Below are 23,444 nucleotides of genomic sequence, written 5' to 3' on the forward strand. Positions count from 1 at the left end.
AGGAGTCATTATGGGGAAAAAAATAAAGCTGGGTATTCTGGGGCTGATGACGGGGATCGCCTTAACCCTGAGCGCTTGCGGTGGTGGGGGTGGTGGCGGGGGTGGCACTGGCGACGGCCAGGCGGTTGCCGACCTCTCTTTCGATGTGAAGATCCTGCAGAGTTTTCTAGCCGGGGCCTTTGGGGCCGGCATTGATAATAACAACAGCGGCCAGGTTGTTGGCATGTCCGACAACGGATTTTCTATTCGGGCGGCACGCTGGACAGTGGCGGACGCCAATCCCCAGCCGACGGCCCTTGAGCCTCTCGCCGGGGGCGAATACAGTGCCGCCTACGGGATTAATGACCAGGGCATTGCGATCGGGGAATCCGAATGGGATACTCGTATCGTTGCCGCCTACTGGGGGGCTGGAGAAACACAGGCCACGGCTTTAGCGACTTTGGGCAGCGCCGGCTTCAGCGCAGCGTACAGCATCAACGAGGTGGGGCAGATCGTCGGAGAGGAAGTTGTTGACGCCGAAGGAAATCCCGTCGCGATTTTCTGGGAGAATAACGGCGCCGCGCCGGTGAACCTCGGCACCCTTGGAGGGGAGTTCAGCTCGGCCTATTTTATCAGCAATGACGGGGCAATCGTCGGCGAAGCGGAGGTGGCTTCAGGAGATGAGGTCCATGCTGCGCTCTGGCTGCCGGCGGCTGCCGCCTCGACCTACCTTCCCCCTGTCGCTCTGCCTCCTCTGGGAGGGCACATTGCCAGCGTGGCGTTCGGAATTGACGGGAGCGGACGTGTTGTCGGCGAATCACAAGCCGCTGACGGGAGCAGGCACGGGGTGATCTGGACCGTGAATACCGAAGGTGTCGTCACCACCGTACAGGACCTTGGTAGGAACACCAGTCTCACCGGCGCCAACACTTTCAATCGTGTCGTGGGGCGCAGTTTCGACTCCACCAATGCCGCTTGGGGAACTATCTGGAACAGTGGAAACCCTGAAGACGTCAAAATAATCAATGCACCCTCAAGTCAGGCCTATGCCGTGAATGACACCACGCAGATCGTCGGCATGTCCGAGTCCCGGGCTTTTGTGGCGTTGCCACAGTGACTTTTCATTGACCCCTGAACGGGGAAATTGCCGGGGGCAGCTTTGTCTGCAAAGCTGCCCCTGGCATGACTCCCTTCCTCCAGGCTGAGTTGCGCAATTCAGCTCCCATCCCTTTCGGGAAGCACAGGCTTCCCGCCTTGTCACCGCAGTCCAGCGATCTGTTTTTACTTCTCGTGCCAAAGTAGGGTTTTCCTGCCCAACTATGGGGAGAGCCCCCTATAGACACCACTAACATAGGCGGTAAATAGTTAAGTAAAAGATTCGGAAAAGTTATTAATAGAAATACCGAAACTTGAATGTTTTCAGAGGCGAGATTTGTTGAGGATTTATCATTGGAATACGTTGGAATGATTTCTTCAGCCGTGTGGCAATTGGCCTGGAGAAATATAGCAAAATTACCAGAGAGGGTCTAATGAAAAGACGCGATTTCATCAAGTTCAGCACTACAGGGTTGGCCGCGGTGGCGGTGGGGAGTATGGCAGGATGGCCGCGTTTCTGGAATGCGGGTCAGGCTTTCGCCGCAACAATACCGGGCCTTGATTTTATCAACCTGGAAATGGCCGAGGTCGGTGCGGAAATGGTCGACGAGAGGGTGGTCTCCATGTGGAGTTTCCGCCTTACCTCGGGTGACCGCGACGACGATCTGGCCCATATCGCCGAGAATCCGTACGATTCGCCCTATCTGCCGAGAATTCCCGGCCTGACGCTGGTTGCCCTTGCGGGAGATCGTATTCGTCTCAGGGTTTCCAACGACATTAATCGTGGCGGTGACACCAAAGGTTTTTCCATCCCCGGGGTAGATCTTCGCGTCGGGGGAGAAACCGTGCAGGAAGTCATGGTTGAGCGGGACGAATCGGTGGAGATCGAATTTACCGCCCCGGCACCCGGGACTTATGTCTATCTTGACCCGACCAACGCCCCAGTTAATCGTATGATGGGACTGCACGGCGTTCTGGTTGTGTTGCCGCAGCTTGTGGGAAGTAACGGTACGCCATACGACAATCCGACCCAGAGCGTGCAAAGGCTTTTCGATGATCTGGGCAGAACCGTTCACTTTCCAGGGCACCCCTGGGATCAGGAACGCAACGCGGTCTGGGTGACCAATACGGTAGACCCGGACAAATGCGAATGGGTAGCCGGCAATTCGAGCCGCGTGTCTCCGGAAGCTTTTCTCGCCGGGATTCTGCCCCAGTATTTCACCCTCAACGGCAAGAGCGGGTTCTTTGCCGCTCAGCACGGGAAGAATCTTTTTCCCGACCTTGCTCCAGGTAGTTTGCGGGATGAGCGTCACGACATCGAACACCTCAACAAGCTTGCGCTCAACCGCGGCACTTTCGACACCCAGAGCAACGTCGCCATTCATGGCAACGTAGGCCAACCCTGCGTGATCCGCTGTATCAATGCTGGACTCATGTGGCATTCCCTGCACATTCATGGCAACCATCTCTATCCCTTGAGCCATGCCAACTATCTCAGCGGAAGCAGACAGATACATAGCAATCTGACCATGCTGGACTCCTGGTCACTCGAGCCCGGCGACATCAAGGATATGCTGCTGCCCTTTATACCGCCGCCCGACATCCCTGCCGCTGCCTGGCCGCCGCAGCAGGAGTTCTTTCCCCTGCTCTATCCGATGCACGATCACAACGAGATCTCCAACACGGCCGCCGGCGGCAACTACCCGCATGGTCTCACTACGCACTGGCAGATTTCCGGGCCGGTTGACCCGATGAATGTGGTGATATTCGTCGACCGCATGGATTTGCGGGTCAGAAGCGGACGTTTCGAAATTGCCGGTCGGCTCTCCAGTCACCCCGAGGCCGGGGCTACCGTGGGTATTCATGTTGGTGGGCCGGATGGGGAAATGCTTGCCGGGGGGGTGCCGATCGACAGCCAGGGACGCTGGCAATATCGCGGCAGGGCACTCCCCGTTTTAGCTAAAGGGGGGTTCGTTACCGTTGTCTATCATCGTGCGGATGATGATTCGGACCGTAGTCATAATTTTTCGTCGCGTACCGTGCCGCTTCGCCCACGCTGACCGAAAACCTTTCATGACCTCCAAGGAGATGATTTATGTCGAATTCCATTGATCTTATAGGACGTGATCTCGGCACACCTTTCGATCCCGCGGATCCTATCGAACAGCAGGATTGGGAGGAATGGACGATACCACCCAGTTCCGGTGAAATGGGTGCCGACCTGCTGGCGCAGACTCCTAACAGCCGGGCGGTTCGACTGCTCGACCCCTCTCTGGTGGCCGGCGGACTTCCCCTGGTGCCTGGTGGTGAAGGCGAATTTGATGTCCTGCTGCCAACACCAGACCGGGTTGAACCGGACCGTTTTTTCGACACCAGGGGCCTTCACCATGATCTGGACGTTCCGTTAAACGTCCCTGGCTTGGGTCTGGTGAACATCTGGAGTTTTCGGACGACTCTTCCTGACGACACGCAAGTGGCCCCCTGGCCCGCGCGAACCATCCGCTGTCGCGAGGGGGAAGTCGTCCATAGCCGCATGGCCAATCGTAATGGGCCTCATACCATTCACCACCATGGCATAGAACCAACGCCGATGAATGACGGGGTCGGTCATCTGACCATGGATATCAACGATGGCGCCCTTTATGACTATCAGTGGCGGGCAGGTGAGGCGGGAACCTACTTCTACCACTGCCATGTCAACACCGTCCTGCATTTCGAGATGGGCATGTACGGCATGCTGATCATCGACCCGGACGTTCCGGGGGCTCCCTTTGTCGATGGCGGGCCGGGGGCCGTCATGGTGGGCAATAATCCGGTCGGCTATGACGCGGAGGCCATATGGGCGGCGGACGACATCGATGTGCGCTGGCACAGCACGGTCAACCATCCTAACTACAGCCCGGAGTCCGGCATCGTCAGTGGAGGGTTCGTGTCCATCACCGATCCGGAAAATCCCCGGCTGCATGATTTTAATCCGACGGTGTTCGTGGTCTCCGGAGTTCCCGCACCCGTCGCCCCGGGCGGCGACGGCACCCTGCTCACGGGCGCCGGTGCCACCACTACTTTTGGGCAAAAACTTCTGGTGCGGGCACTAAACGCCAGCTACTGCACCACCCGCTGGCGTTTCCCCGGCACTCTGCAGGGAACAGTCGTCGGGATCGACGGGCGCACCCTCGGAAGAAGCCCGTTCGGCAGCTATTCGGCCCCTTATTCTCTGAGCAGCGTCAATCATCAGTTCCAGCTCACCACCGCCCAGCGCTGGGATATCCTGATCGATACCGGCACGGCGGCGAGCCTGGGACAGCATGTGGTGGAAGTCGATTATCACCACTGGTACACCGACGCGCGCCTGTTCACGGTTCGATTGCCGATCCAGGTCAATCCGGCCTGATCTGAAGAGGGTCGGTGGTCTTGCTGCTGAAGACAGATTAACCATGATTAGTGACGTTGCCGCGCGGCGGCGACACATGGAGGCCATATGAAAAGCCATCGAAAACATTTACTGAGCGGTCTGCTGTTAGCCGGAATACTTTCGCTCGCGGGCTGCGGCGGCAGTGGCGGCGGAGGAGGGCAAACGGATCCGAACGGACCGACTCCCGGCAGCGGAACAACCTTCACAACTGTGGACCTTCAGGGGGTTGGCGGCCAGTTCAGCGTTGCTGTGGCCATAAATGATGCTGGGTTGGCTGTCGGTTATGCCGATGGGACCAATGGCTTGAAAGGGGCCGAGTGGAATGTCGGGGACAGCGCTCCTGCCGCCACCCTCCTGCAGCCTTTGCCCGGCAACAATCATAGCGCCGCCTACGGGGTCAATGACTTTGGGATTCGCGTCGGCGAGTCGGAAGTTGGCGCCGACACAACTGACATGGCCGACGACAGAACCGTGGCCGTCTTCTGGTCATCGGGTTCGACCGAGGCGACCGCCTTGAGTACGGTCGGTCTCTTCCAGAGTGGCGCGAGTGCCGCCCTGTCGATCAGCGATGACGGCCTCATTGTCGGCGAAGCCGCTTACGACAGTATCGGCAATACCGTCGCGGTAATGTGGCCAAGCACCTCCTCCGATCCGGTCATTCTCAGCCATCTGAGTGCCGATGCCGAAGCCTTCAGTTCCGCCAGCTTCATCGGTGAGGACGCTGTTGTAGTAGGGGAATCCCGAAACGACGAGGGGGAGGTCCAGGCCGTCGTATGGTCTCCTGGCCCCAATGGTGGCTACCTGGACCCGACAGCGCTTTCAGTTCTTTCCGCCTCACAAGTTGCCAGTGCCGCTTATGGCAGGGATGAGGCGGGCCGCATAGTTGGCGAAGTAGAACTGGCCTCCGGCGAGGTCCACGGAATCATCTGGAATACCGACGGCAGCATCGCTGCGGATTTAGGGTCCAATACCACGGCGCAGGCGATTAACAATGCCGATATTCTGGTGGGCCATGCCGAAGTGCTCTCCGGAAATGATCAGACTGCCTTCTGGAACGCTGATTATCCCAGTATTGAGCCGAATCTGGGGGTTCCTTTCAGCCAGGCGTACGGCATCAATAACTACAATCAGATTGTTGGCCTCAGGGGGTGGACAGCCTTCGTCGCCCTGCCGGTTCAGCCGTGAGTGGGATGAGGCTGGCGAAAACCAGTACGTAGCCCTGAAGGATACGGTTGAGCTTTTCATTTTCAACCAGAATATCCAGGGTAAAAGAATAGCGGTCAGTTCTTTAACGGTATGACCTGAGACAAGGAGATTTATTATGAGGAAACGAGTTTTTTCAATACTGGCGGCAGGGATCTTTCTTGCCGGCCTGGTCCCGGCAGCCTGGGCTGCCCTCGCGGACTTGGGCATTCCCATTGCCCCCCACGGCTATCCCGCCTGGTACGAGGATGGAGCCGGCCTTAAATTGGAACTCTGTGTGCCGCCGCCGGCGGGCAACGCAACGCGCCCTGACCTCTGTATCGGTGACCCCTTGGAGCTGGATGGCGATGGAAATCCTATCAACCCCCTGGTGATAACCGGCGAGAGTTTCTGGTGGCTTGGTGAAACATCCATGGTCATGCCCGGTGGTGGAGATGCGGAGCTGACCCTGGCCATCGAAGGCACCTTTGGCGGAGCCGAAGCGCCCATCGACGGGCAGCAGATTTCCTTCGGGCGTACGCGTATCCGCATCGATACGCCTGTGGCCGGCACCTACACGGTAACCCAACCTTACCAGACCCAGGTGTTCGAGGTGGTCGATCCGGCGGAAGGCATCAACTACACCGCCGATATTGGCGCTGCTAATTTCCTGTTTCCCGCCGTTGGTTTCCGCGGGACCCTGAGCGCTCCTATCGGGCCGTTTCTGACCTGGCCGAACTACGAGACGAATGAGTCCCTGCAGGTGCTGGAGCTGGATCCCGACACCGGAGAGCCGACCGGGGTGATCCTTGAGCAGTATGTCGGCAATCCCAATGTGGCCAGTACGGTTGTCGGTGGCCCCAACGGCAATATCTTCCGCGTGCAAGGCCCCGGAGGCATCGATGTTCAGACGGACCAATTCTTTGTTATGGGTAAAGTATTCGACCCAACCAAAGCCCTGGTACCTTACGAATACGCCAACTTCCCCGAACAGAAATTGCTGGATCTCGGCCCCGTGAATCGCGTCACTCCTTTCGCCGATCCTTCCCTGGGGGAAGTCACCGGAGTTGATCATGACTACGCGGTGGGCTACCCCATCTGGTATCAGGAAAACCTGGGGACGGCGTTGGAGCCGGTTGCAGGGGTTCAGCTCACCCTCTGTACCCCTGGCGACGCCATGTGCATTTCTGATCCCATAGATCCTACCAACACCACTCAGACCACTCTGCGCACCGGCGGCGAGGGTTTCTGGTGGTCGGCGGATGCCCGCTTTGATGTGCCGGCAGGACGAGCCGCCCTGGTCTTGGGACTTGAGGCAACGTTCGGCGGCGCCGAAGCACTGATAGACGGCCAGCAGATTGCTTTCGGTCGAGTACGCATCCGGGTCGATACGGCGGAAGCCGGAACATACCGGGTGACCCACCCTTATGGCCAGATCGTTTTTGAAGATGTGCCGGTCGATGACAGCGGCATCAACTACACCGCCGATATCGGTATCGCCGATCCCTCCGACCCGGATTTCGCTTTCGTCGGGGCCATGTACAGCGATATCGGCCCGACGTTCCTCAAGTGGGACACCTTCGATCCGAATCCCGCCAATTCGGACCCCCTTCTGCGGACCCCCAGCGCGGCTGGTGAAGGGCTGTTCAATTATTATGTCGGAAATCCTGGTGTGGAACACACCGTCGTGGGCAGTCCCTTTGGCACGAACTATTTCCGTGTTGAAATTCTGGACGACAGCGACTGGCGTCTCATCGGTGAAACCGACCAGTTTGCCGTATCCGGGAAGATTTACGATCCGGCGACCTTTGAGTTCGCCATCGACCCTGCCGCACCGGTAGCGACCAATGATGCGGCGACCCTTGATCTGGCTGTTGCCAGCGAGGTGACGGTCAATGTCCTGGGGAATGACGTTTTTGCGGATGGCGCGCCGGTCACGGTCGGCGTTCTCCCCGTCGGGGAGGCATTCGGTCCTGAAAACGGTACCGCCGTGGCCAACAATCCGGCCGGGACGGTGACCTACACGCCCAGTGCCGACTTTGCCCAAACCGGTGGGGTTGATACCTTTGCCTACAATATTGTCGATGGCTCAGGTCTGACATCGAATACCGCCATTGTGACGATCACTGTCATCCCGATCGAAATAATCACTATTGACCGGGCCCGCCTGAATAATCGCAATCTCCGCTTGGATCTGCGCGGCACCAGCAACTTCCCCGGCACCAGTCTCACGATCCATGCCGGTGCGGCGGATGGTCCAGTTGTCGGCAGCGTGGTTGTTGGCGACAACGGTCGCTGGAGCTTCCGTGGAACGGCGACAGCCAATCTTACCAGTGTGACCCTCGTTTCAAGCTCTAACGGTGGGACCACGGTCACCCAGGCGCTGCAGGTGCGCTAATCAAGGAGGCAACTATGAACGCATTTATAAAACAGTTGATCCCATTCTCTCTTGTCACCTTGTTGGTGGCAGGCTGTGGTGGCGGTGGAAGTTCCTCTCCTCCCGGCGCTCTTGAAGCCGGAGGAACCGGCGTCACTCTGGAACAGATTGACGACGGTACGGGAACGGCCGTGACAGTCAATTATTCGGCTGCTCTGGACGTCAACGGCCTTAACCAGGTCATCGGGTTCGCCGAAGTGACAGCGGGCAATCCCTTCGCCGCTTCGTTGTGGACCGTAGACACCAGCGGGGACGCCGTCGTCCAGCCTGTCGCTCTGGCTCCCCTTGTTGATGGTCAATTCGCCGCGGCCTTCGCCATCGATGAAGACGGCCGTTCCGTTGGCCAGGCTGATGATGGCACCCGCCTGGTAGCCGTCCTCTGGGCAAACCCTGCCGCCCCGGTGACTTTGCCGCAGTTGGCCGCGACCGGCAACTATGCGGCTTACGCCATCAGCGCCGATGGTACTCTTGTTGTGGGTTCCGCCATGGACGCGACGGGCGCAACGCGCGCCGTTATCTGGCAAGCTGACGGTAATGGTGACTTTGTCGATTCCCCCGTGGTGCTGCCGGTAAACATTTTTGCCAGCAGCGGCGTTGTAAGCCATTTCAGTGCGGCAAATGGCGTCGCCCGGGTTGACGCTCTCGAAATCCTGGTTGTCGGTGAAGCCATTGCCGGCAATGGTGATATCCACGCGGCTCTCTGGCGGTCAACCGACGGTGGGGCCGGATTTGTTCCCGTGAACCTTGGGGTGGATTATGTCGCTAACGCCGTAAACAGTGCCCGTCAGGTGGCGGGTGAAGCCGATGCGACGCTCTCTCCCGTTACCTGGACAATCAGCGAGCTGGGTGTGGCTTCCGCACCTGTTGACCTGGCGGCGGCCGGAAGTGCCGTTGCGATCAATGAAAATGGTCGAGTTGCCGGCTGGAGCGAGGTTGCCGAACTGGCTACGGTTTGGGACGGATTGACCGCTAAAACACTCTTCAATACGGCGAGTCAGGCATACGGCCTGAACAATGACACCCAACCCCTGGTCGTGGGTCAGGAGGGGGGACAGGGTTTTATCAAACGCGCCAATTAGATCCCACGTCAAGTGGTGACATCCAAGCGGCTGTTCCAGATTCGGGACAGCCGCTTTTATTTTTCCTCATGGATATTTTCCAGATTTGCTTGGAATGGCAACGAAGCACTGTACGTTAGTCTTTGAGGACCAACCGCTGACTAAGAAATACCCGCAGGAGAAGACGAGTCAGATATCCTCGCCCTGTTCCCAACGGGCCGGCACCACGTGGCAGCAGGCGCCTTTGCCCGCTCTTTCCCGGTAGAGGCGGGCAAAAAAACGCAAGGTGACCACCTTGTGGATCGCGGCCTGGGTGAAGCGATAGAGGAATTTTCGCCCCAGGGATGGCTTGCTGCTGCCGAGCAGCAGGGGGCAGAAGTCGGCAAGGCGCAGGGTCAGGCGCACCGTCTCCGCCAAGGGTTCGCAGGAAAAGGTCAGTTCGCCCCGGTCGCAGCTCTGCGGCTGCACCAGCAGGCCGCCGCTGATGGCCAGGGTCAGGCTCTGGGCCTTTCCATCCGATGCCGCCCTGGGGCCGTCGAAGGCCAGCAGCGAGAGGCGGGTGCCCAGCAGGCGGAAATGGACCTGGCCTTGCGCGCAGGTGGGGCGGATGAGGCCGAGGGTAAAACGGCGGATGTGCTGCAGGTAGCGTTCGAAAAGACTCGCGGCGCTCAGGCCGGCGGCCAGTTCGGCCGGCAGGTCCATCTGCTGCATGGAGAAGACGGAAGCGTCCTGCCGCAGGATCTGCTGACAGGCGATGCGGGAATCATGATCCATAATTTCTTCCGAGAAAAGAATTCGCTAACGGAGGCAGCATAGCACTCCGAGGGCATCCTGTCAGCCCGCAGGGCGTCGACGGGATTTTTTTCCCTGGTCATTCTGCAATCCCCCTTTTGCCAATGTTCCGGCTTCTGCTATGATGCGCCCTGCTATGAATAACACCATCAAACTCATCGCCAATCCCGTGGCCGGACGCAATGCCGGTCAGAAAATCGAACAGGCCCGCGCCTATTTCGAGGCCCGGGGCTATGCTGTCGACCTGACCTTGACCCAGGCCAGGGGGGATGCCGCCCTGGCGGCCTGTCAGGCCCGTGACGGCGGCTATTTTCGAGTGGTCGCTGCCGGTGGCGACGGTACTCTCAACGAGGTTGTCAACGGCCTGGTTCCTGCCGAGGTCCCGCTCGGGTTTCTCCCGCTGGGAACCACCAACGTCTTTGCGCTGGAGGTGGGAATCCCTTTCGAGGTCGAACAGGCCTGCGCTGCCGTCCTTGAGGGGGAGGCGCGTCCCGTCTGCCTGGGCAAGGCCGGCGACAGCCGCTTCCTGCTTATGGCGGGGGTCGGTTTCGACGCCGAGGCGGTTTGCCGGGTCAGTCAGCCGCTCAAACGGCGGCTGGGCAAGCTCGCCTATGTCATCAGCGCCCTGCAGGTCTGGCTGACCTCTCCCCCCCGTGAAATTCTGATCGAAATGGAAGACGGCAGCCGGCAGACCTGTTATGGCCTTATCCTCTGCAATGCCCGCTGCTACGGCGGACGCTTCGTGCTGACGCCGGAGGCCTGCCTGGAGTCGGATGACCTGGAAGCCTGCCTGTTCCTCCGAAAGGGCCGCCTGGCCCAGCTGCTCTACGGTCTGCGCATTGGGCTGCATCGGCCGCTAATGCCGCCGGGGGTGCGTATCGTCAAGGCGCGCCGCCTTGTCTTGTCCGGTGACGGGGTGGCCGTGCAGCTCGATGGCGACTGCGCCGGCCGTCTGCCGGTGACGGTCGAGGCCGTGCCGGGGGAACTGACCCTGATGTTCCCCCGCCTCCCCTGATTCTGCCAGGAGCTTTGCTTATGAAAAAACAGGAGATTTTCAATGGTCGGGTGATTTCCCTGGCCATCGAGGAACACGAGCTGCCCGACGGCCGCCGCGCCGACTTCGAGATCGTGCATCATGCCGGCGGCGCTGCCGTCCTGCCCATCCTCGACGACGGCCGCGTGCTGCTCATCCGCCAGTACCGGCCCGCCGGCGGCGGCATGATCTGGGAAATTCCCGCCGGCCGTCTCGAAGGGGGCGAAGCGCCGGAGACGTGCATCCACCGTGAACTGCAGGAGGAGGTCGGCTACCGGGCCGACCGGATCGAGCGCCTGGGAGAGATGCTCACGGCCGTCGGTTTCTGCGACGAGGTGGTCCATCTCTTTGTGGCCCGCGACCTCACACTGGTGCCAGCGGCGCCGGAGCCCGACGAATATATCGAGGCGGTGCCCATGCCCCTCGCTGAGGCGCTGCGGCTACTGCGTGCCGGTGAAATCCCCGACGGCAAAACGCAGCTGGCCCTCCTTCTCCATCTGCAGAATCAGCCTTAAAAGAGCTATATCCGATGCCACCCTTACCTTCATTCTACGAGTCGACCCTGCATCTCCCCTTTAACCGGGCCGCCCTGGACGGCCGTCTGCTGCTGTCCACCCCCGACCAGGCGGTAGGGATGGATGGTGCCCATTGGGTGCTGCTGCGCGGCACGGACGTGCTCATGACCGCGCCGTCCGCAGGCGAGCCGGTCTGGCCGCGAACCGGGGATCCTGCTTTTGCCGAGCTGCCTTGCCAGCATGCCGTCTTTCTGGGGAGCTGGGACGGCCAGCCCCTCTACGCGGCGCGTCTGCCCCGGCAGTTTGAGGCGCCGGCGGGATTTTCCCTGCATAATCTGCTGGCGACGACGCCCAGCCTCGATGGAGCGCAGCTCTCCCTGGGGGGGCTGGCGCACCAGATTCTGCACTGGGAGAGGAATAGCCGCTTCTGCTCGGGTTGTGGCGGCGAGCTGCGGCATCTGCCCGGCGAATGGGGCAAGACGTGTGTCGCCTGCCAGTATGCCCATTTCCCCCATATCCACCCGTGCATCATCGTGCTGGTGCGGCGCGCGGGTGAAGTACTGCTGACCCGCAAGCGGGAATGGCCCGCCGGGCGTTACAGTCTGGTGGCCGGCTTCGTCGAGTTCGGCGAATGTCTGGAGGAGACGGTGGCTCGCGAGGTGTTGGAGGAGACGGGGGTGCGGGTGAAAAACGTTCGCTACGTGGGGAGCCAGAGTTGGCCCTTCCCCAGCCAGCTGATGGCCGGGTTCGTCGCCGACTATGACGGCGGCGAGGTGCGGGTGGAAGAGAAGGAGCTGGAGGATGCGCGCTGGTTTCCCCTGACGGACCTGCCCACCCTGCCGCCCCAGCGCAGCATCGCCCGCTATCTGCTGGATCACTTTATTGACCTGCGGACTCAGCCCGCAAACGGGGTATAAACTTTGCCCTGGGCCCTGGCCACCGCTTCGTTGCAGAGGCGGCCGGCGTAGGTATTGAGGCCGCCGGCCAGCGCCGCATTGCTGCGCACGGCCTCGGCCAGCCCCTTGCCGGCCAAGGCGCGCACGTAAGGCAGGGTGCGGTTGGTCAGGGCGAAGGTGCTGGTCCGGCTCACCGCCCCCGGCATGTTGGCGACGCCGTAGTGGATGACGCCGTCGACCACATAGGTCGGCTCGTCATGGGTGGTGGGATGGGTGGTGGCGACGCAGCCCCCCTGATCGACGGCCACGTCGACAATAACGCTGCCCGCCTCCATGCCCCCGACCATCTCGCGGCTCACCAGCTGGGGTGCCCGGGCGCCGGCGATAAGGACGGCCCCGACGAGCAGATCGGCGCGGTGGATTTCTTCCTCGATATGCTGCGAGTTGGACATCAGGGTCTGCAGACGGTTGCCGTACTGCTGGTCGAGAGCGGCCAGCCGGGCGGCGTCGATATCGAGTACCGTGACGTCGGCGCCCATGCCCACGGCGATGCGGGCCGCGTTGCTTCCCACCGTGCCGGCCCCCAGGATCACCACTTTGCCCCGGCGCACACCGGGGGCTCCCGCCAGCAGCACCCCCTTGCCCCCCTGCTCCTTCTCGAGAAAATGGGCTCCCACCTGCACGGCCATGCGGCCGGCAATCTCGCTCATGGGGTGCAGCAGCGGCAAGCTACCGTCCGCCTGTTGCACCGTCTCATAGGCGATGCCGGTGACCTGGCGGTCGAGCAGGGCCGCCGTCAGTTCCGGGGCCGGGGCCAGATGAAGATAGGTGAAGAGGAGTTGTTTCGGCCGCAACAGGGGGTATTCCACCGGTAGCGGCTCCTTCACCTTGACGATCAGCTCCCCCCTGCGGTAGATTTCCGCTGCCGTCGGGACGATTTCCGCCCCCGCCCGCGCATACTGGTCGTCGTCGAGGCCGCTACCATAGCCGGCCCGGCACTCCACCAGCACCTGGTGGCCGTCCTCGACGAGGGTGCGCACCCCGGCCGGGGTCAGGCCGACGCGGTATTCGCGGGTCTTGATTTCCTTGGGCACGGCGACGATCATGGCGGCGGTCCTCCCTTTCACCTGTTTTATTGTCGTGTCGCGAACGAGCTGTCGGGCCGGTCCGCGGCCAGGAGCATCTTATGGACACCCCCTTTGTCAAACGTGTTTACCGCACCCCCCGTCAGCATATCGCCTACCTGCGCTTCGTGCTGGAGAGCTATGACGGTCTCGCCTTTATCCGCACCCTCGACAGCCGGCAGGCCCTGGTGGAGATCGCTTACCCGCCTTCGCGTCGCCTCGACGCCGAAGCCTTGCTGAGCGCCCTCGCCCAAGAACTCCCCCTGGAAGAACAGGATCCGGCTATTGCCGCCGATTATCCCCCTCTGTAAGTCACAGGTTTTCAGGCAATACGCATGTCGAACTCGGGCGGGTCGAGGATAGCGCGTTTAACTGAGCACTGTCCTGCCGCTCGCAAAATAGCCTTGCCATACTTTTCCGGAAAATCCGCCGGCAGTTCAAAGGTCAGCATCACCCGGGTGAGGCGACGGCTGTCCGGGTCCCGTTCCCAATCCAGATGCAGCTTCAACCCTTCCACGGAGAGCTGTCGCTGCTGGCAGAAGCGCAGGGCGTAGTAGCCGGCGCAGGTGCCGATGGAGGACAGAAAGAACTCGAAGGGGGCCGGGGCGCTGTTGCCGCCGCCATCCTCTTCGGGTTGGTCGGTGTGGATGGTGAAGCCCCGCACGCTGGCATTGACCGCCGCGCCGCCGGGAAAGGTAATCTCCATGGGCATGCTCTGTCTCCTTCTTTTTCAGTGAATTATCCGCCTACCAGCTCTTCCCCTGCGGCTCCAGCCGGATCAGCTCATATTGCCGACTCCCCAGGCCGATGACCTCGGCGTGCTCCAGGGTGATCTCCCAGTCGATAGCGGGATGAACCCCCTTGAACTTGTCGCCGCCCGGCTCGTGTCCCTGCTGCAGAGCCGTGTTCGGCAGCCCCTGGGTCTGGTTGACCAGGTCGGCGCAGGCCTGGTCGAGCGCCACCGGGTCGGTGGCGGCCAGAATGCCGATATCCGGCACGATAGGAGCGTCCGAGTGGCCGTAGCAGTCGCAGGCGGGAGAGACCTGGGTGATGAAGTTGACGAAGAGGGTCTGGCCGTCCTTGCCCTGCACGGCTCCTTTGGCGTACTCGGCCATCTTCTTCATGACCCGAGGGGCTTCCTCGTTCCACTGGATCTGGATGGCCTTTTCCTCGCACACGGTAATGCAGCGGCCGCAGCCGGTACATTTGGCGGCGGTGATAAAAGCCTTGCCTTCGACGAAGGCGATGGCCTCGTGGGCGCAGGCTTTCAGACAGGCGGCGCAGAACTTCTCCGCCACCTTCGGGGCGACGTTGGAGTGCTGCTCCAGTTTCCCTTCGCGGCTCGAACAGCCCATGCCCAGATTCTTGAGAGCGCCGCCGAAACCGGTGAGCTCATGGCACTTGAAGTGAGAGACGGCGATGAGCACGTCCGCTTCGAGGATTTCCTGGGCGATGGAAACCGAGGCGAGCAAGCCGCCCTCGATGGGGACGCGCGTGGCCGACTGGCCGCGCAGGCCGTCGCACATGACAAGGGGAGCGCCGGCCACGGCATAGGCGAAGCCGTTTTCAATGCCGCAGGTCAGGGCGGAGACCGCCTCTTTGCGTTCGCCGGGGTAGAGGGTGCAGGAATCGGTGAGAAAAGGCTTGCCGCCCAGGGCCTTGACCCGGTCAACCACGCGGCGCAGAAAGGTGGGGCGGATGTAGGCATGGCCGCCCTTTTCACCGAAATGGATCTTGACGGCGGTCAGGTCGCCGCGCTGGACAACTCGCTCAATGCCGGCGGCGTCCAGCAGGCGGGTCAGCTTATTGAAGAGGTTTTCTCGGTGGCCGGCACGCATGTCGGCGAAATAGACGGGAACCTGGGAACTCATGATGGTCTCCTTTGTCGGGATAAGAGCGGTGCAGGATCGGCAGCGCTTGCTACCAAATTATGGCCGCTCGACCCCGAGAGGTCAACCGTTCCCCTGGGCATATTGATATTTTCAGGGAAGGGTGGCGTAGTGGCTGTTGGGCTCTCAATGATTGAAAGTAAACAATGTTTTAAAACAAAAATAGTGGTCCGGATCAGCAGCATTTGACGATATGTGTTTGCCACCTGTGGAACAAAAAAGCTGTCGAGAAAAACTTTAAAATAGTGTTATAGTTTATGGCATATCACAGGAGAGGTGACTATGGAAGCCGACCAGCGTTTTCGACTTTTGCATCGAGCCCGCATGAAAGCCCTGCTCAAGCGGGGAGCGTTGACTCTTCTGGTGGGCGTCATGGTCTACTACGGGGTGGCCCTGGTCTACGCGACCAAGACCATTTATAAAGTGCGCAAGAATTACGCCGTGGTCCTGGAAGACCTTTCGGGCGAGCGGCGGGTGGTCCACAGCATCGGCTGGCATATGCGACTCCCCTTTTTCACCCGCATCGAGCTGGAGGTGCCCCTGATGAACCAGGAACTTCATCTCGGCGGCAAATCTCAGGAGGAACGCATCATGTCACGGGGGAACGTGGCCCTGTGGACCAGCGCCATGATGACCTATCGCATCGGCGACCTGGAGACCTGGGGCATCGAGAACAAATCACCCCAGACCCTGCTGCAGAACGATTTCGACGGCATCGTCAAGGACGTCATGCAGGGGCACAGCGTCGATGAGCTCATCTCCGACCGCGAGAAGATCAAGGAACAGATCTACCAGGCCCTCAAGCAGCGCCCCATCAACGAAGGGGGGCCCAACCTGGAGCAGAAGTACGGCATCGAGGTGGTCTCCTTCGTTCTGCGGGATACCCGCTTTGGCGATAAACTGGCCGAGGCCAGCGAGGAAAAGAAGCGGCGGGAGCTCATTGCCGAGGCCGAAAACTACGCCGCCGACCTCGAGGCCAGCCGAACCCGCAAGCTTTACGCCGCCTACAGCGATTCGATCCGCGAATTCCGCACGGCCGTTGGTCTGCAGGAAGGGGAGGAGCGTTTTCTGTTCGAATTTCTCAATCAGCAGAAATGGGCCACCGCCTACGAAAAAAACCAGCAGGGCCAGAATACCTTCGTATTGAACAACACCGCCGGCGCGACGCCGGTCGTCCTGCCGGCGCCGCCCGAGCCGGCCAGAAAGGAAGAGCTTTCTCCCCATGAGCAGGCCGCGAAAAACACGGTCTCCAGTATACGTCCGGCTCTCCGAGAAGCGCATCAGGCAGATTGAGGCGCTGGTTGAGCAATGGAACTACGAGACCCGCCTCTTCGTACTGCGCCGACTGCGGCAGTATGACCCGACGCCGACCCTCTTCGGCCGCCTGCGGGCCTGGCTGCGGCGGCTGCTGAAGCCATCCGAGCGCAATTTCCAGAACCTGCGCAACCCGGAGCTGCTCAGCGACTGGCGGCGACGGTTCGAGGTGTCCGGCTCGCAGAGTGCCTCGGCCGCCTGGGAAAAGATTCTCGAGCGTGAGCTCGACTGGCACGACTACCAGTACCTCACCTTTCTGCTGGCCCACAAGACCACCGACATCTTCGTGCCGCCGCCCCTGCTGGAGACCTTCCGCAAGCTCTATCACGCCCACATTCTCAAAGAGTACACCGAAGATCCGCTGGTGCCGCGAGCGCCCCTCGTGCTGGTGGTGGGCAGCAGCGGCAGCGGCAAGAGCGCCACGGTCAAGCAGGCCATCGAGGAGGCCGTCTTTGCCAACGAGGTGCGCCCCGTCATCGATTTGGAGGTCAAGCGCGAGGAGGTGCTCTCCGATCAGCCTTTCTGGCGTCACCTGGAGGATGTCGACCCCGAACTGGCGGTGCGCATCGAGCGGCGCCGCAAGGTGGAGCGCCTGCGCTTCTGGTCCCGCGTCCCCCTGATCCGCTACCTCTTTCGCGAGCGCATCGGTCAGGCCCTCTCCTCCCTCGAAGAGCAGGGGGTCTGGGTCGACTATGCCATGATCACCCCCAACGACTACCAGACGGCCTGGGCGGGGGAGCCGGGCAACTATCTGCGCAAGGCCATGGGGGACGAGCGGCGCACCTGCATCCGCCATCTGGAAGAAGCCCACTCGGCCTTTGGCCGCCCCGATCAGATGAGCACCGTCAAGGGGCAGCAGGCCAGCCTGGTCGATACGGCCAACATCCTGCTGGACGAGATCGCCTATGGCCGTCGCGACTGCCTGCTGATCGCCACCACCGACCAGCCAGAGCAGTTCGATCCCGCCATCTACCGGCGTTTTGTCGAGCGCGGCCTGGTCATCGATATCGGCGAATTCTGGCAGGACCGCCACCACCTGCGTGAGGTGGTCCGCCAGGAGCTCAAGCGCAAAAACTTCAATGCCGGTCACCCGGGGCAGGAAGACAGGATCCTTCCCGAAGAGCAGCTGGAGCGGGTGGTCGACCATCTCTATCCCATCTTCCACGAGCGCAGCCTGCGCATCACCCCGGCCTACGTGCGCCGCCTCATCGACTCCATCATCTCTCTCAAGGGTGATTTCCACGACCGCTATCTCGATGATCAGTTTCTGGTACGCGACGCCCTCAAAGAGGTGGCCCGCAACGTCTATGGCTCCCTCTACAAGAAGCTGGTGGGGCATATCGACCGGGGCGTCCGCTGGAGCGACTATATCGGCGGCATCAAGAACGAGTTTTCCGAGATGGCCAACAACGCTCTCTTCTACAACGTCAACGAAGAGAAGGGGGTGGTGCTGGCCGGGCCACCGGGTTCGGGCAAGACCTACATGGTGCGGGCCTGGCTGGGGGATAATCGCGAGGTGCAGGACCTGGTGGTCAACCTCAACGATCTGGCCGATCCGGTCAATCCGTTTGAGGGCATGGTGGAGAATCTCGAACGGGTCTACGACATCGCCAAGATGCTCTCGCCCGCCATGGTCTTCTTCGACGAGGGGGACTCGGTGGCGCCGCGCCGCAGTGCCCAGGGGGGCAGCCCCTACGACAAGGTCACCAACAAGTTCCTCTCCATCATCGACGGGGAATCCCCCCTGAACCGGGTCTTTACCGTGCTGACCACCAATCGTCTCGACATTCTCGACCCGGCCCTGATCCGCTCCAAGCGCCTGAAGGTGCTCAACGTCACCGGGCACATGCGGGACGAGGATGCCCTGCGCATCATGCACAAGGAGTTGCGGGACCTCAGCCTGGACGAGGGACTCAGCTTCGAGGAGATCGTGCGGGTGGCCCGCGCCCTCTGCGACACGCCTGCTGATTTTACCGCCTTTGTCGAAAAGGTGCGCAGTCTGCGCTCGACGGAGATCGAGGTGCTGGGCAAGCTCATGGAGGCGGTCAAGGGGGACGAGGAAGAACGCATGCGTTTCGTGCGCTTCAACTACAAGACCCTGGTCGGCCTGCTGGAGGGGGCGGCCGGTGAGCCGAGTCTGGCCCTGCGCGCCCGGCACGGCGAGGAATCCCTGCTAGGCTGTCTCGATGAAGCCGCCTCGCGCCTGGGCAGGATCTACCGGCAGGGGATTTTCCCCATCACCCGCTGGCATCTGCTCAGCGCCCGCACCCAGCTGGCGGGCAGTCCCCTGCGCAAGGGGAAGCAGCAGCTCGATGAATTTCTGGAGACGGAACTGTCGAAAGAACCCCAGGTCGGCTTCGTTGTCGGCGTCGGGGCCAATGACACCAGCGGTATTCTGCTGCCCATCGCCTCGTCCCTGGTCTACCGGGTCTTCCCCGAGAAGATCGTGGTGACCGGGGCCGTCTCCACTTCGGCGCCGGGCGCGGCCGAGATGGACCTGGCCGTGCAGATGACTCGCCAGAGCGCCTGCGAGGCGGTGACCCTGGTCGAGAATTATCTGCAGGCTCTCTGCCCTGACTTCAACCTGCCCCGCCTGCTCGGGCGTTTTCTGGAGGGCTATACCCTGCATCATCAACTGCTGTCGGCCTCCTACAGCGTTGGCGGTCCCTCCGCCGGTTTCGCGCTGGCCATCAACACCCTGTCGGTGTTGTTGAATCTGCCGGTGCTCAACGATTTCGGCATCACCGGTGCCCCCTGGATCAAGGGAGCCCAGCGCGGCGAAGTCGGCGCCTCCGTCATCATTGGCGGCCACCGCAAAAAAGCCGAAAAGGTGCTGCAGTATCTGCCGCGCATGTACATGCCCCAGCAGAACTATCTCGACTTCGAGCCGGAGGTGTTGGAAGCCTACCGCATGGAAGGCAAGGATATCTGCGGGGTGCGCAGCTTTTCCGGGCTGGTGCCGGAGGTGCTCGATTTCGGGGCGGAGGTGCGCAATCTGCAGAAATGTTTCTTTGAGCTGCGTCTGCAGGCCGATCTGGCCGAAGGCAAGCGCGACACCGCCCGCCAGCGCGAGGAGATCAAAAAGCTGGGCAGCCAGATCCGCGAACGGGCCGAAGAGGAGGTCCGTCGTCGGGTTGTGGCCATGCGCCGCTATGTGCAAAACGGCGCCGACGACGAAGCCAGCCTGCAGGAGATCTTCGCGCCCGACTCTGCCGCGTCTTCCTCGCGGGAGGTCTTCCAATAGAATCCCGGACGGGGAATTTCCCATTGCAAGCGGCCGGCTTTTTGTTAATCTAGCGCAAAAAGCCGGCCGCAGCCTTTTGTGACCGGGCAAACACGAGGGAGGAGAGAGTCATGGCCACGGGCAAATGGAATCCGCTGCAGGAACTGCAGTTGATGCAGGAGCAGATGAATCGCCTGTTCGACCTGAGCCGCCAGCGCAGTCTGGGAGAACCGGCAGAGAGCAGCAGCTGGCATCCCGCCGTCGACATCTACGAGGACGAAGCAGAAGTGGTGGTCAAGATGGAAGTCCCCGAGATCGATCAGAAGGACATCGATGTCACCCTCGAAGAAGGCACCCTGGTCATCAGCGGCTGCCGCGAACTCGAACGCAAGGAGAAACAGCAGAACTACCACCGCATCGAGCGCAGCTACGGCAGCTTTCGCCGCAGCTTCTCCCTGCCCGCCACCATTGACCAGGAGCGCATCAGCGCCCGTTGCGACAAAGGCGTTCTCAAGGTTGTCCTCCCCAAAAAATCAAGCGACCACCCCCGCCAGATCGAGGTGGAGGTGAAGTAGAAAACGCTGTGTTGACTGCAAACGAAGTGGAGCGGAGGCCTTGCCGGCTGCCGCTCCGTTTTTGTGTGGCCGGTTTAGCGGTAGCAGGGTCTAGTGCAAGGTGAATCTACCCGTGAGGTGGTTTGGAATCACGTTGGGAGCGTCTCGCACGCTCTGTAGAAGTCACTCTTTGGGTTGATAGGCGGTTGAACCTGGCCCTTCTGACCCATCTTCGAAGGAGTTTGCATGATGAATTTTTCGCTGTCTGCCGCCCAGGAGGAGCTCCGGACCAGGGCCAGGGAATTTGCCCGCACGGAGGTTCTGCCGGCTTCCTGGCATTACGATGAGCGTGACGAGATCCCCCTCTTTCTGCTTGAAAGGGCACGGGAGGAAGGTTTTTTAAACCACGACATTCCGGTTGAGTACGGCGGCCTGGGGCTTGGCATCCTGGACAGTGTTCTGATCTCCGAGGAGATTGCCGCGGCTTGCCCGGGCGTGGCCACGTCCGTTTTCGACAACTCCCTCGGGTTCGAGCCTCTTCTTCTTTGCCGGAACGAGGCGCTGAAAAAGGATTATTTCAGGCGGATACGTGAAGAGGGCAAGTACATCTGCTTTGCCACTTCAGAGCCGACCATGGGTTCCAATGTGGCGGGCATGCGCTGTCAGGCCAAACCCGATGGCGACGACTTTCTTTTGAACGGTACCAAGTTCTGGATCACCAATGGCGGCATCGCGGATTATATGACCGTGTTCGCCACCGTCGACCCCCAGGCGGGACACAAGGGCATCGGCGCTTTTCTGGTGGAAAAATCCTGGGAGGGGGTTGAGGTCGGAGAACACATCCCCAAACTGGGACAGCGCTGCTCCAATACGGCGGGACTTCATTTCCGCAATGTCCGCGTACCCCGGCACAATGTCATCGCCCCGCCTGGCGAGGGGTTTGCCCTGGCTATGAAGACCTTCGCCCGGACGCGACCCGTTATCGGCGCCTTTGCCGTAGGGGCGGCCCGTTCGGCCATGGAATACGCCATCGACTACGCCAAAAAACGCCAGGCTTTCGGAGCGCCGCTGGCCAACTTTCAGGCCATCCAGTTCAAAATCGCCGAGATGTACCAAAAGGTTGAGACGGCCCGCCTGCTGGTCTGGAAAGCGGCCTGGGAGGCCGATGCCGGGCACGACCCGACCATTTCGGCCTCAATAGCCAAGATGGTGGCGACGGAAACGGCCATGGAGGTGGTGAACGAGGCTCTGCAGATCTTTGGCGGCTACGGGTATACCCGGATGTTCCCCCTCGAGAAACTGCTGCGGGATGTGCGGCTTTTCACCATTTACGAGGGGACCAGCGAAATTCAGCGGATGGTCCTCGCCGGCCATGCTCTGGAGAAGTACGTCCCGGCCATGCCGGCCCTCGATCAGTTCCCCTTGATGCGAGGGATGGATCTGAACCCGAAGGACTCTACGCAAGGCTCGTCTGGGGCCTGGCGTTGCCGGATGTGCGGGCATATCCATTATGGCGACGAGGCGCCGGCGCAGTGCCCCCTCTGTTTTTTTCCGCAGACGGCCTTTAAACGCGTCTGGCCGGCAGACGGGGAAGAGTGAAAAGGTTGGTGGGGAAGGTGAAAGCGACCCTGTGAGTGCAGCGAAGCAGAGCGGAGGCCGTGCTGGATTCCGCTCTGCTTTGGCGACCAGGCAGGATGTTTCGCAATGGTTCAGGATTTGGAATCCATCAGCGTGACCTCCAGCGGCTGGAGCTTGAGGGTTTCAAAGGGCAACTCCACCCCCGCCTGATTCAGGGTCTTGAAAGCCTTTTCCCGTAGCTCGAAACGTTTTTCAACATGCCTTTTTTCATCATCGAGCCAGGCCTGCAGTTCCACCGCCACATTGTAATCGTTCAGTTCTGTGACCACCACGCGCGGCGCGGGACTGGTCATATATGCCGGATCGTCCTGTACCAGTGCCAGTAACAGCCCGCGGATGTGGTCTAAATCCTCCAGGACCCCGACCGTAACTTTTACATCAATGCGCAGGTGTGGAAAGTTGGTATAGGAGGCAACGGTCTGGTTGATGACCTGGGTGTTCGGCACAGCCAGCATGCGGCCGTCGGAAGTCACCACCCGGGTTGAGCGCAGGGTGATTCGTTCGATCCGGCCATACACCCCTTCGATCTCAACCAGATCCCCAAGAACGAAGGGGCGGTCGATAAAAATCAGGATCCCCGAGATGAGGTTGGACAAGGCATCGCGGGCGGCAAAGCCGATGGTCAACCCGACGATGCCCAGGGAGGTCAGCAGGGCGGAGGTTTTGATGCCTGCAGAGTCCAGGGCCGTAATGAAACCGATTGTCAGCAGGGCGAATTTAACGATTGTTTCAAGAAAGGAAAAGCTCGTTTCATCCATCTTGCGCCGAAAGGTAGCACGCATCAGTCCCTGTACAATGCGCCACAGGGTATAAAAAGCGATAAGTATGACCAGGGCCACCACGAGGTTGATCGTCCATTCAGTGAGCAGTTGGCCCACCACCTGGGGCCCTAGAAAATCTTCCAGCCTTTCCGAAATAGCGGAAGTATATGACGTCATGAAATCCTCCCGGTTTGATGTCGATTTAAAGCACATATCATAATGAAAACAGGCCAAAAGACAGGGCTATGGAAATCGAGGACGAAAGAGGCTGAAATGCATCCTCTGGCGGGAAAAAGATACTCGGTCATTACTTTGTTTCGCCCGAGGGATCTCCCTTTCGGAGTTGTTTTAGAAGGGCGACGGTAAAGTAATGAACCCAAGCGGAGGCGGCGAGGATTTCTTGTGCGCAGGCTTGAAACTCCAAAAAGTGTTGGGAAACTCCCGATAAATAGAGGGAATATGTCTGTAGCGATCCCGCCTTATGTTGATAATATCAGGTGGTAAGGGTATTTCAATGCCAGGGTCATGCGCAGGTGGGTGAG

Annotated in this window: 19 protein-coding genes; 14 read left to right on the forward strand and 5 right to left on the reverse strand. The window is 60.6% G+C overall.

Going from position 1 to position 23,444, the window contains the following annotated elements; genetic code table 11:
- The first annotated feature begins 10 nt into the window (after positions 1 to 10).
- The 6 genes from MJO47_RS06025 to MJO47_RS06050 all read left to right on the forward strand — a co-directional run bounded on the left by MJO47_RS06025 (position 11) and on the right by MJO47_RS06050 (position 9,184).
- Positions 11 to 1,096: a hypothetical protein gene (locus MJO47_RS06025; protein ID WP_253960212.1), complete on the forward strand. Its 1,086-nt coding sequence runs from the start codon at positions 11 to 13 to the stop codon at positions 1,094 to 1,096.
- Positions 1,097 to 1,508: 412 nt separating this feature from the next.
- The gene (locus tag MJO47_RS06030) at positions 1,509 to 3,134 is read left to right on the forward strand and encodes a multicopper oxidase domain-containing protein (RefSeq protein WP_253960213.1); all 1,626 of its coding nucleotides are present in this window, start codon (positions 1,509 to 1,511) and stop codon (positions 3,132 to 3,134) included.
- Between the two features lie 35 nt (positions 3,135 to 3,169).
- Entirely contained in the window at positions 3,170 to 4,465 is a 1,296-nt protein-coding gene (locus tag MJO47_RS06035) for a multicopper oxidase domain-containing protein (RefSeq protein ID WP_253960214.1), read from the forward strand.
- An 87-nt stretch (positions 4,466 to 4,552) separates the two neighbouring features.
- Positions 4,553 to 5,671, forward strand: coding sequence for a hypothetical protein (locus MJO47_RS06040; RefSeq protein ID WP_253960215.1), 1,119 nt, complete (start codon positions 4,553 to 4,555; stop codon positions 5,669 to 5,671).
- A 136-nt stretch (positions 5,672 to 5,807) separates the two neighbouring features.
- Positions 5,808 to 8,066 (forward strand): Ig-like domain-containing protein, encoded by a 2,259-nt coding sequence (locus MJO47_RS06045; RefSeq protein WP_253960216.1) that lies wholly within the window; start codon positions 5,808 to 5,810, stop codon positions 8,064 to 8,066.
- Positions 8,067 to 8,080: 14 nt separating this feature from the next.
- Positions 8,081 to 9,184, forward strand: coding sequence for a hypothetical protein (locus tag MJO47_RS06050; protein WP_253960217.1), 1,104 nt, complete (start codon positions 8,081 to 8,083; stop codon positions 9,182 to 9,184).
- Positions 9,185 to 9,352: 168 nt separating this feature from the next.
- Here MJO47_RS06050 and MJO47_RS06055 read toward each other — a convergent pair whose 3' ends face one another.
- On the reverse strand, positions 9,353 to 9,937 hold the full coding sequence (locus MJO47_RS06055; RefSeq protein ID WP_253960218.1) for a hypothetical protein: 585 nt from the start codon (positions 9,935 to 9,937) through the stop codon (positions 9,353 to 9,355).
- 154 nt (positions 9,938 to 10,091) lie between these two features.
- On the opposite strand from MJO47_RS06055, the gene MJO47_RS06060 reads away from it, so the two are divergent.
- From MJO47_RS06060 to nudC, 3 genes are read left to right on the forward strand one after another with little or no spacing between them, the layout of a single operon-like run.
- Positions 10,092 to 10,970, forward strand: coding sequence for a diacylglycerol kinase family protein (locus MJO47_RS06060; protein ID WP_253960219.1), 879 nt, complete (start codon positions 10,092 to 10,094; stop codon positions 10,968 to 10,970).
- Positions 10,971 to 10,990: 20 nt separating this feature from the next.
- Positions 10,991 to 11,503 (forward strand): NUDIX hydrolase, encoded by a 513-nt coding sequence (locus MJO47_RS06065; RefSeq protein WP_253960220.1) that lies wholly within the window; start codon positions 10,991 to 10,993, stop codon positions 11,501 to 11,503.
- 14 nt (positions 11,504 to 11,517) lie between these two features.
- Positions 11,518 to 12,420 carry an NAD(+) diphosphatase gene (gene nudC / locus MJO47_RS06070; protein WP_253960221.1) on the forward strand — a complete coding sequence of 301 codons (903 nt, stop codon included), beginning with the start codon at positions 11,518 to 11,520 and terminating at the stop codon, positions 12,418 to 12,420.
- Here the strand turns inward: nudC and ald are convergent.
- Positions 12,399 to 13,505: an alanine dehydrogenase gene (gene ald / locus MJO47_RS06075; RefSeq protein WP_253960222.1), complete on the reverse strand. Its 1,107-nt coding sequence runs from the start codon at positions 13,503 to 13,505 to the stop codon at positions 12,399 to 12,401. The genes nudC and ald overlap by 22 nt on opposite strands.
- 80 nt (positions 13,506 to 13,585) lie before the next feature.
- Between ald and MJO47_RS06080 the strand changes: the two genes are divergently transcribed.
- Positions 13,586 to 13,834, forward strand: coding sequence for a DUF4911 domain-containing protein (locus tag MJO47_RS06080; RefSeq protein WP_253960223.1), 249 nt, complete (start codon positions 13,586 to 13,588; stop codon positions 13,832 to 13,834).
- Positions 13,835 to 13,845: 11 nt separating this feature from the next.
- On the opposite strand, the gene MJO47_RS06085 is transcribed toward MJO47_RS06080, so the two are convergent.
- Positions 13,846 to 14,235, reverse strand: coding sequence for an OsmC family protein (locus tag MJO47_RS06085; protein WP_253960224.1), 390 nt, complete (start codon positions 14,233 to 14,235; stop codon positions 13,846 to 13,848).
- A gap of 34 nt (positions 14,236 to 14,269) precedes the next feature.
- Positions 14,270 to 15,394 carry a DUF362 domain-containing protein gene (locus MJO47_RS06090; RefSeq protein WP_253960225.1) on the reverse strand — a complete coding sequence of 375 codons (1,125 nt, stop codon included), beginning with the start codon at positions 15,392 to 15,394 and terminating at the stop codon, positions 14,270 to 14,272.
- 300 nt (positions 15,395 to 15,694) lie between these two features.
- Between MJO47_RS06090 and MJO47_RS06095 the strand changes: the two genes are divergently transcribed.
- From MJO47_RS06095 to MJO47_RS06110, 4 genes are all read left to right on the forward strand, one after another.
- Positions 15,695 to 16,705, forward strand: a complete 1,011-nt coding sequence (locus MJO47_RS06095) for an SPFH domain-containing protein (protein WP_253960226.1) — start codon at positions 15,695 to 15,697, stop codon at positions 16,703 to 16,705.
- On the forward strand, positions 16,635 to 19,970 hold the full coding sequence (locus MJO47_RS06100) for an AAA family ATPase (protein ID WP_253960227.1): 3,336 nt from the start codon (positions 16,635 to 16,637) through the stop codon (positions 19,968 to 19,970). Before MJO47_RS06095 ends, MJO47_RS06100 begins: the two co-directional genes overlap by 71 nt.
- Positions 19,971 to 20,080: 110 nt before the next feature.
- On the forward strand, positions 20,081 to 20,524 hold the full coding sequence (locus MJO47_RS06105; protein ID WP_253960228.1) for an Hsp20/alpha crystallin family protein: 444 nt from the start codon (positions 20,081 to 20,083) through the stop codon (positions 20,522 to 20,524).
- Between the two features lie 225 nt (positions 20,525 to 20,749).
- The gene (locus tag MJO47_RS06110; RefSeq protein WP_253960229.1) at positions 20,750 to 22,102 is read left to right on the forward strand and encodes an acyl-CoA dehydrogenase family protein; all 1,353 of its coding nucleotides are present in this window, start codon (positions 20,750 to 20,752) and stop codon (positions 22,100 to 22,102) included.
- Positions 22,103 to 22,212: 110 nt separating this feature from the next.
- On the opposite strand, the gene MJO47_RS06115 is transcribed toward MJO47_RS06110, so the two are convergent.
- A complete protein-coding gene (locus MJO47_RS06115; protein ID WP_253960230.1) occupies positions 22,213 to 23,079 on the reverse strand; it encodes a mechanosensitive ion channel family protein in 867 nt (288 codons plus the stop codon).
- Between the last annotated feature and the right edge of the window lie 365 nt (positions 23,080 to 23,444).

This window comes from Desulfuromonas sp. KJ2020 (assembly GCF_024197615.1).
GTDB lineage: Bacteria > Desulfobacterota > Desulfuromonadia > Desulfuromonadales > SZUA-540 > SZUA-540.

What these genes read in the sequence shown, in the direction of transcription:
- MJO47_RS06025 (WP_253960212.1), top strand. Translation starts at nt 11, where the DNA reads ATGGGGAAAAAAATAAAGCTGGGTATTCTGGGGCTGATGACGGGGATC.
- MJO47_RS06030 (WP_253960213.1), top strand. Translation starts at nt 1,509, where the DNA reads ATGAAAAGACGCGATTTCATCAAGTTCAGCACTACAGGGTTGGCCGCG.
- MJO47_RS06035 (WP_253960214.1), top strand. Translation starts at nt 3,170, where the DNA reads ATGTCGAATTCCATTGATCTTATAGGACGTGATCTCGGCACACCTTTC.
- MJO47_RS06040 (WP_253960215.1), top strand. Translation starts at nt 4,553, where the DNA reads ATGAAAAGCCATCGAAAACATTTACTGAGCGGTCTGCTGTTAGCCGGA.
- MJO47_RS06045 (WP_253960216.1), top strand. Translation starts at nt 5,808, where the DNA reads ATGAGGAAACGAGTTTTTTCAATACTGGCGGCAGGGATCTTTCTTGCC.
- MJO47_RS06050 (WP_253960217.1), top strand. Translation starts at nt 8,081, where the DNA reads ATGAACGCATTTATAAAACAGTTGATCCCATTCTCTCTTGTCACCTTG.
- MJO47_RS06055 (WP_253960218.1), bottom strand. Translation starts at nt 9,937, where the DNA reads ATGGATCATGATTCCCGCATCGCCTGTCAGCAGATCCTGCGGCAGGAC.
- MJO47_RS06060 (WP_253960219.1), top strand. Translation starts at nt 10,092, where the DNA reads ATGAATAACACCATCAAACTCATCGCCAATCCCGTGGCCGGACGCAAT.
- MJO47_RS06065 (WP_253960220.1), top strand. Translation starts at nt 10,991, where the DNA reads ATGAAAAAACAGGAGATTTTCAATGGTCGGGTGATTTCCCTGGCCATC.
- nudC (WP_253960221.1), top strand. Translation starts at nt 11,518, where the DNA reads ATGCCACCCTTACCTTCATTCTACGAGTCGACCCTGCATCTCCCCTTT.
- ald (WP_253960222.1), bottom strand. Translation starts at nt 13,505, where the DNA reads ATGATCGTCGCCGTGCCCAAGGAAATCAAGACCCGCGAATACCGCGTC.
- MJO47_RS06080 (WP_253960223.1), top strand. Translation starts at nt 13,586, where the DNA reads ATGGACACCCCCTTTGTCAAACGTGTTTACCGCACCCCCCGTCAGCAT.
- MJO47_RS06085 (WP_253960224.1), bottom strand. Translation starts at nt 14,235, where the DNA reads ATGCCCATGGAGATTACCTTTCCCGGCGGCGCGGCGGTCAATGCCAGC.
- MJO47_RS06090 (WP_253960225.1), bottom strand. Translation starts at nt 15,394, where the DNA reads ATGAGTTCCCAGGTTCCCGTCTATTTCGCCGACATGCGTGCCGGCCAC.
- MJO47_RS06095 (WP_253960226.1), top strand. Translation starts at nt 15,695, where the DNA reads ATGGAAGCCGACCAGCGTTTTCGACTTTTGCATCGAGCCCGCATGAAA.
- MJO47_RS06100 (WP_253960227.1), top strand. Translation starts at nt 16,635, where the DNA reads ATGAGCAGGCCGCGAAAAACACGGTCTCCAGTATACGTCCGGCTCTCC.
- MJO47_RS06105 (WP_253960228.1), top strand. Translation starts at nt 20,081, where the DNA reads ATGGCCACGGGCAAATGGAATCCGCTGCAGGAACTGCAGTTGATGCAG.
- MJO47_RS06110 (WP_253960229.1), top strand. Translation starts at nt 20,750, where the DNA reads ATGATGAATTTTTCGCTGTCTGCCGCCCAGGAGGAGCTCCGGACCAGG.
- MJO47_RS06115 (WP_253960230.1), bottom strand. Translation starts at nt 23,079, where the DNA reads ATGACGTCATATACTTCCGCTATTTCGGAAAGGCTGGAAGATTTTCTA.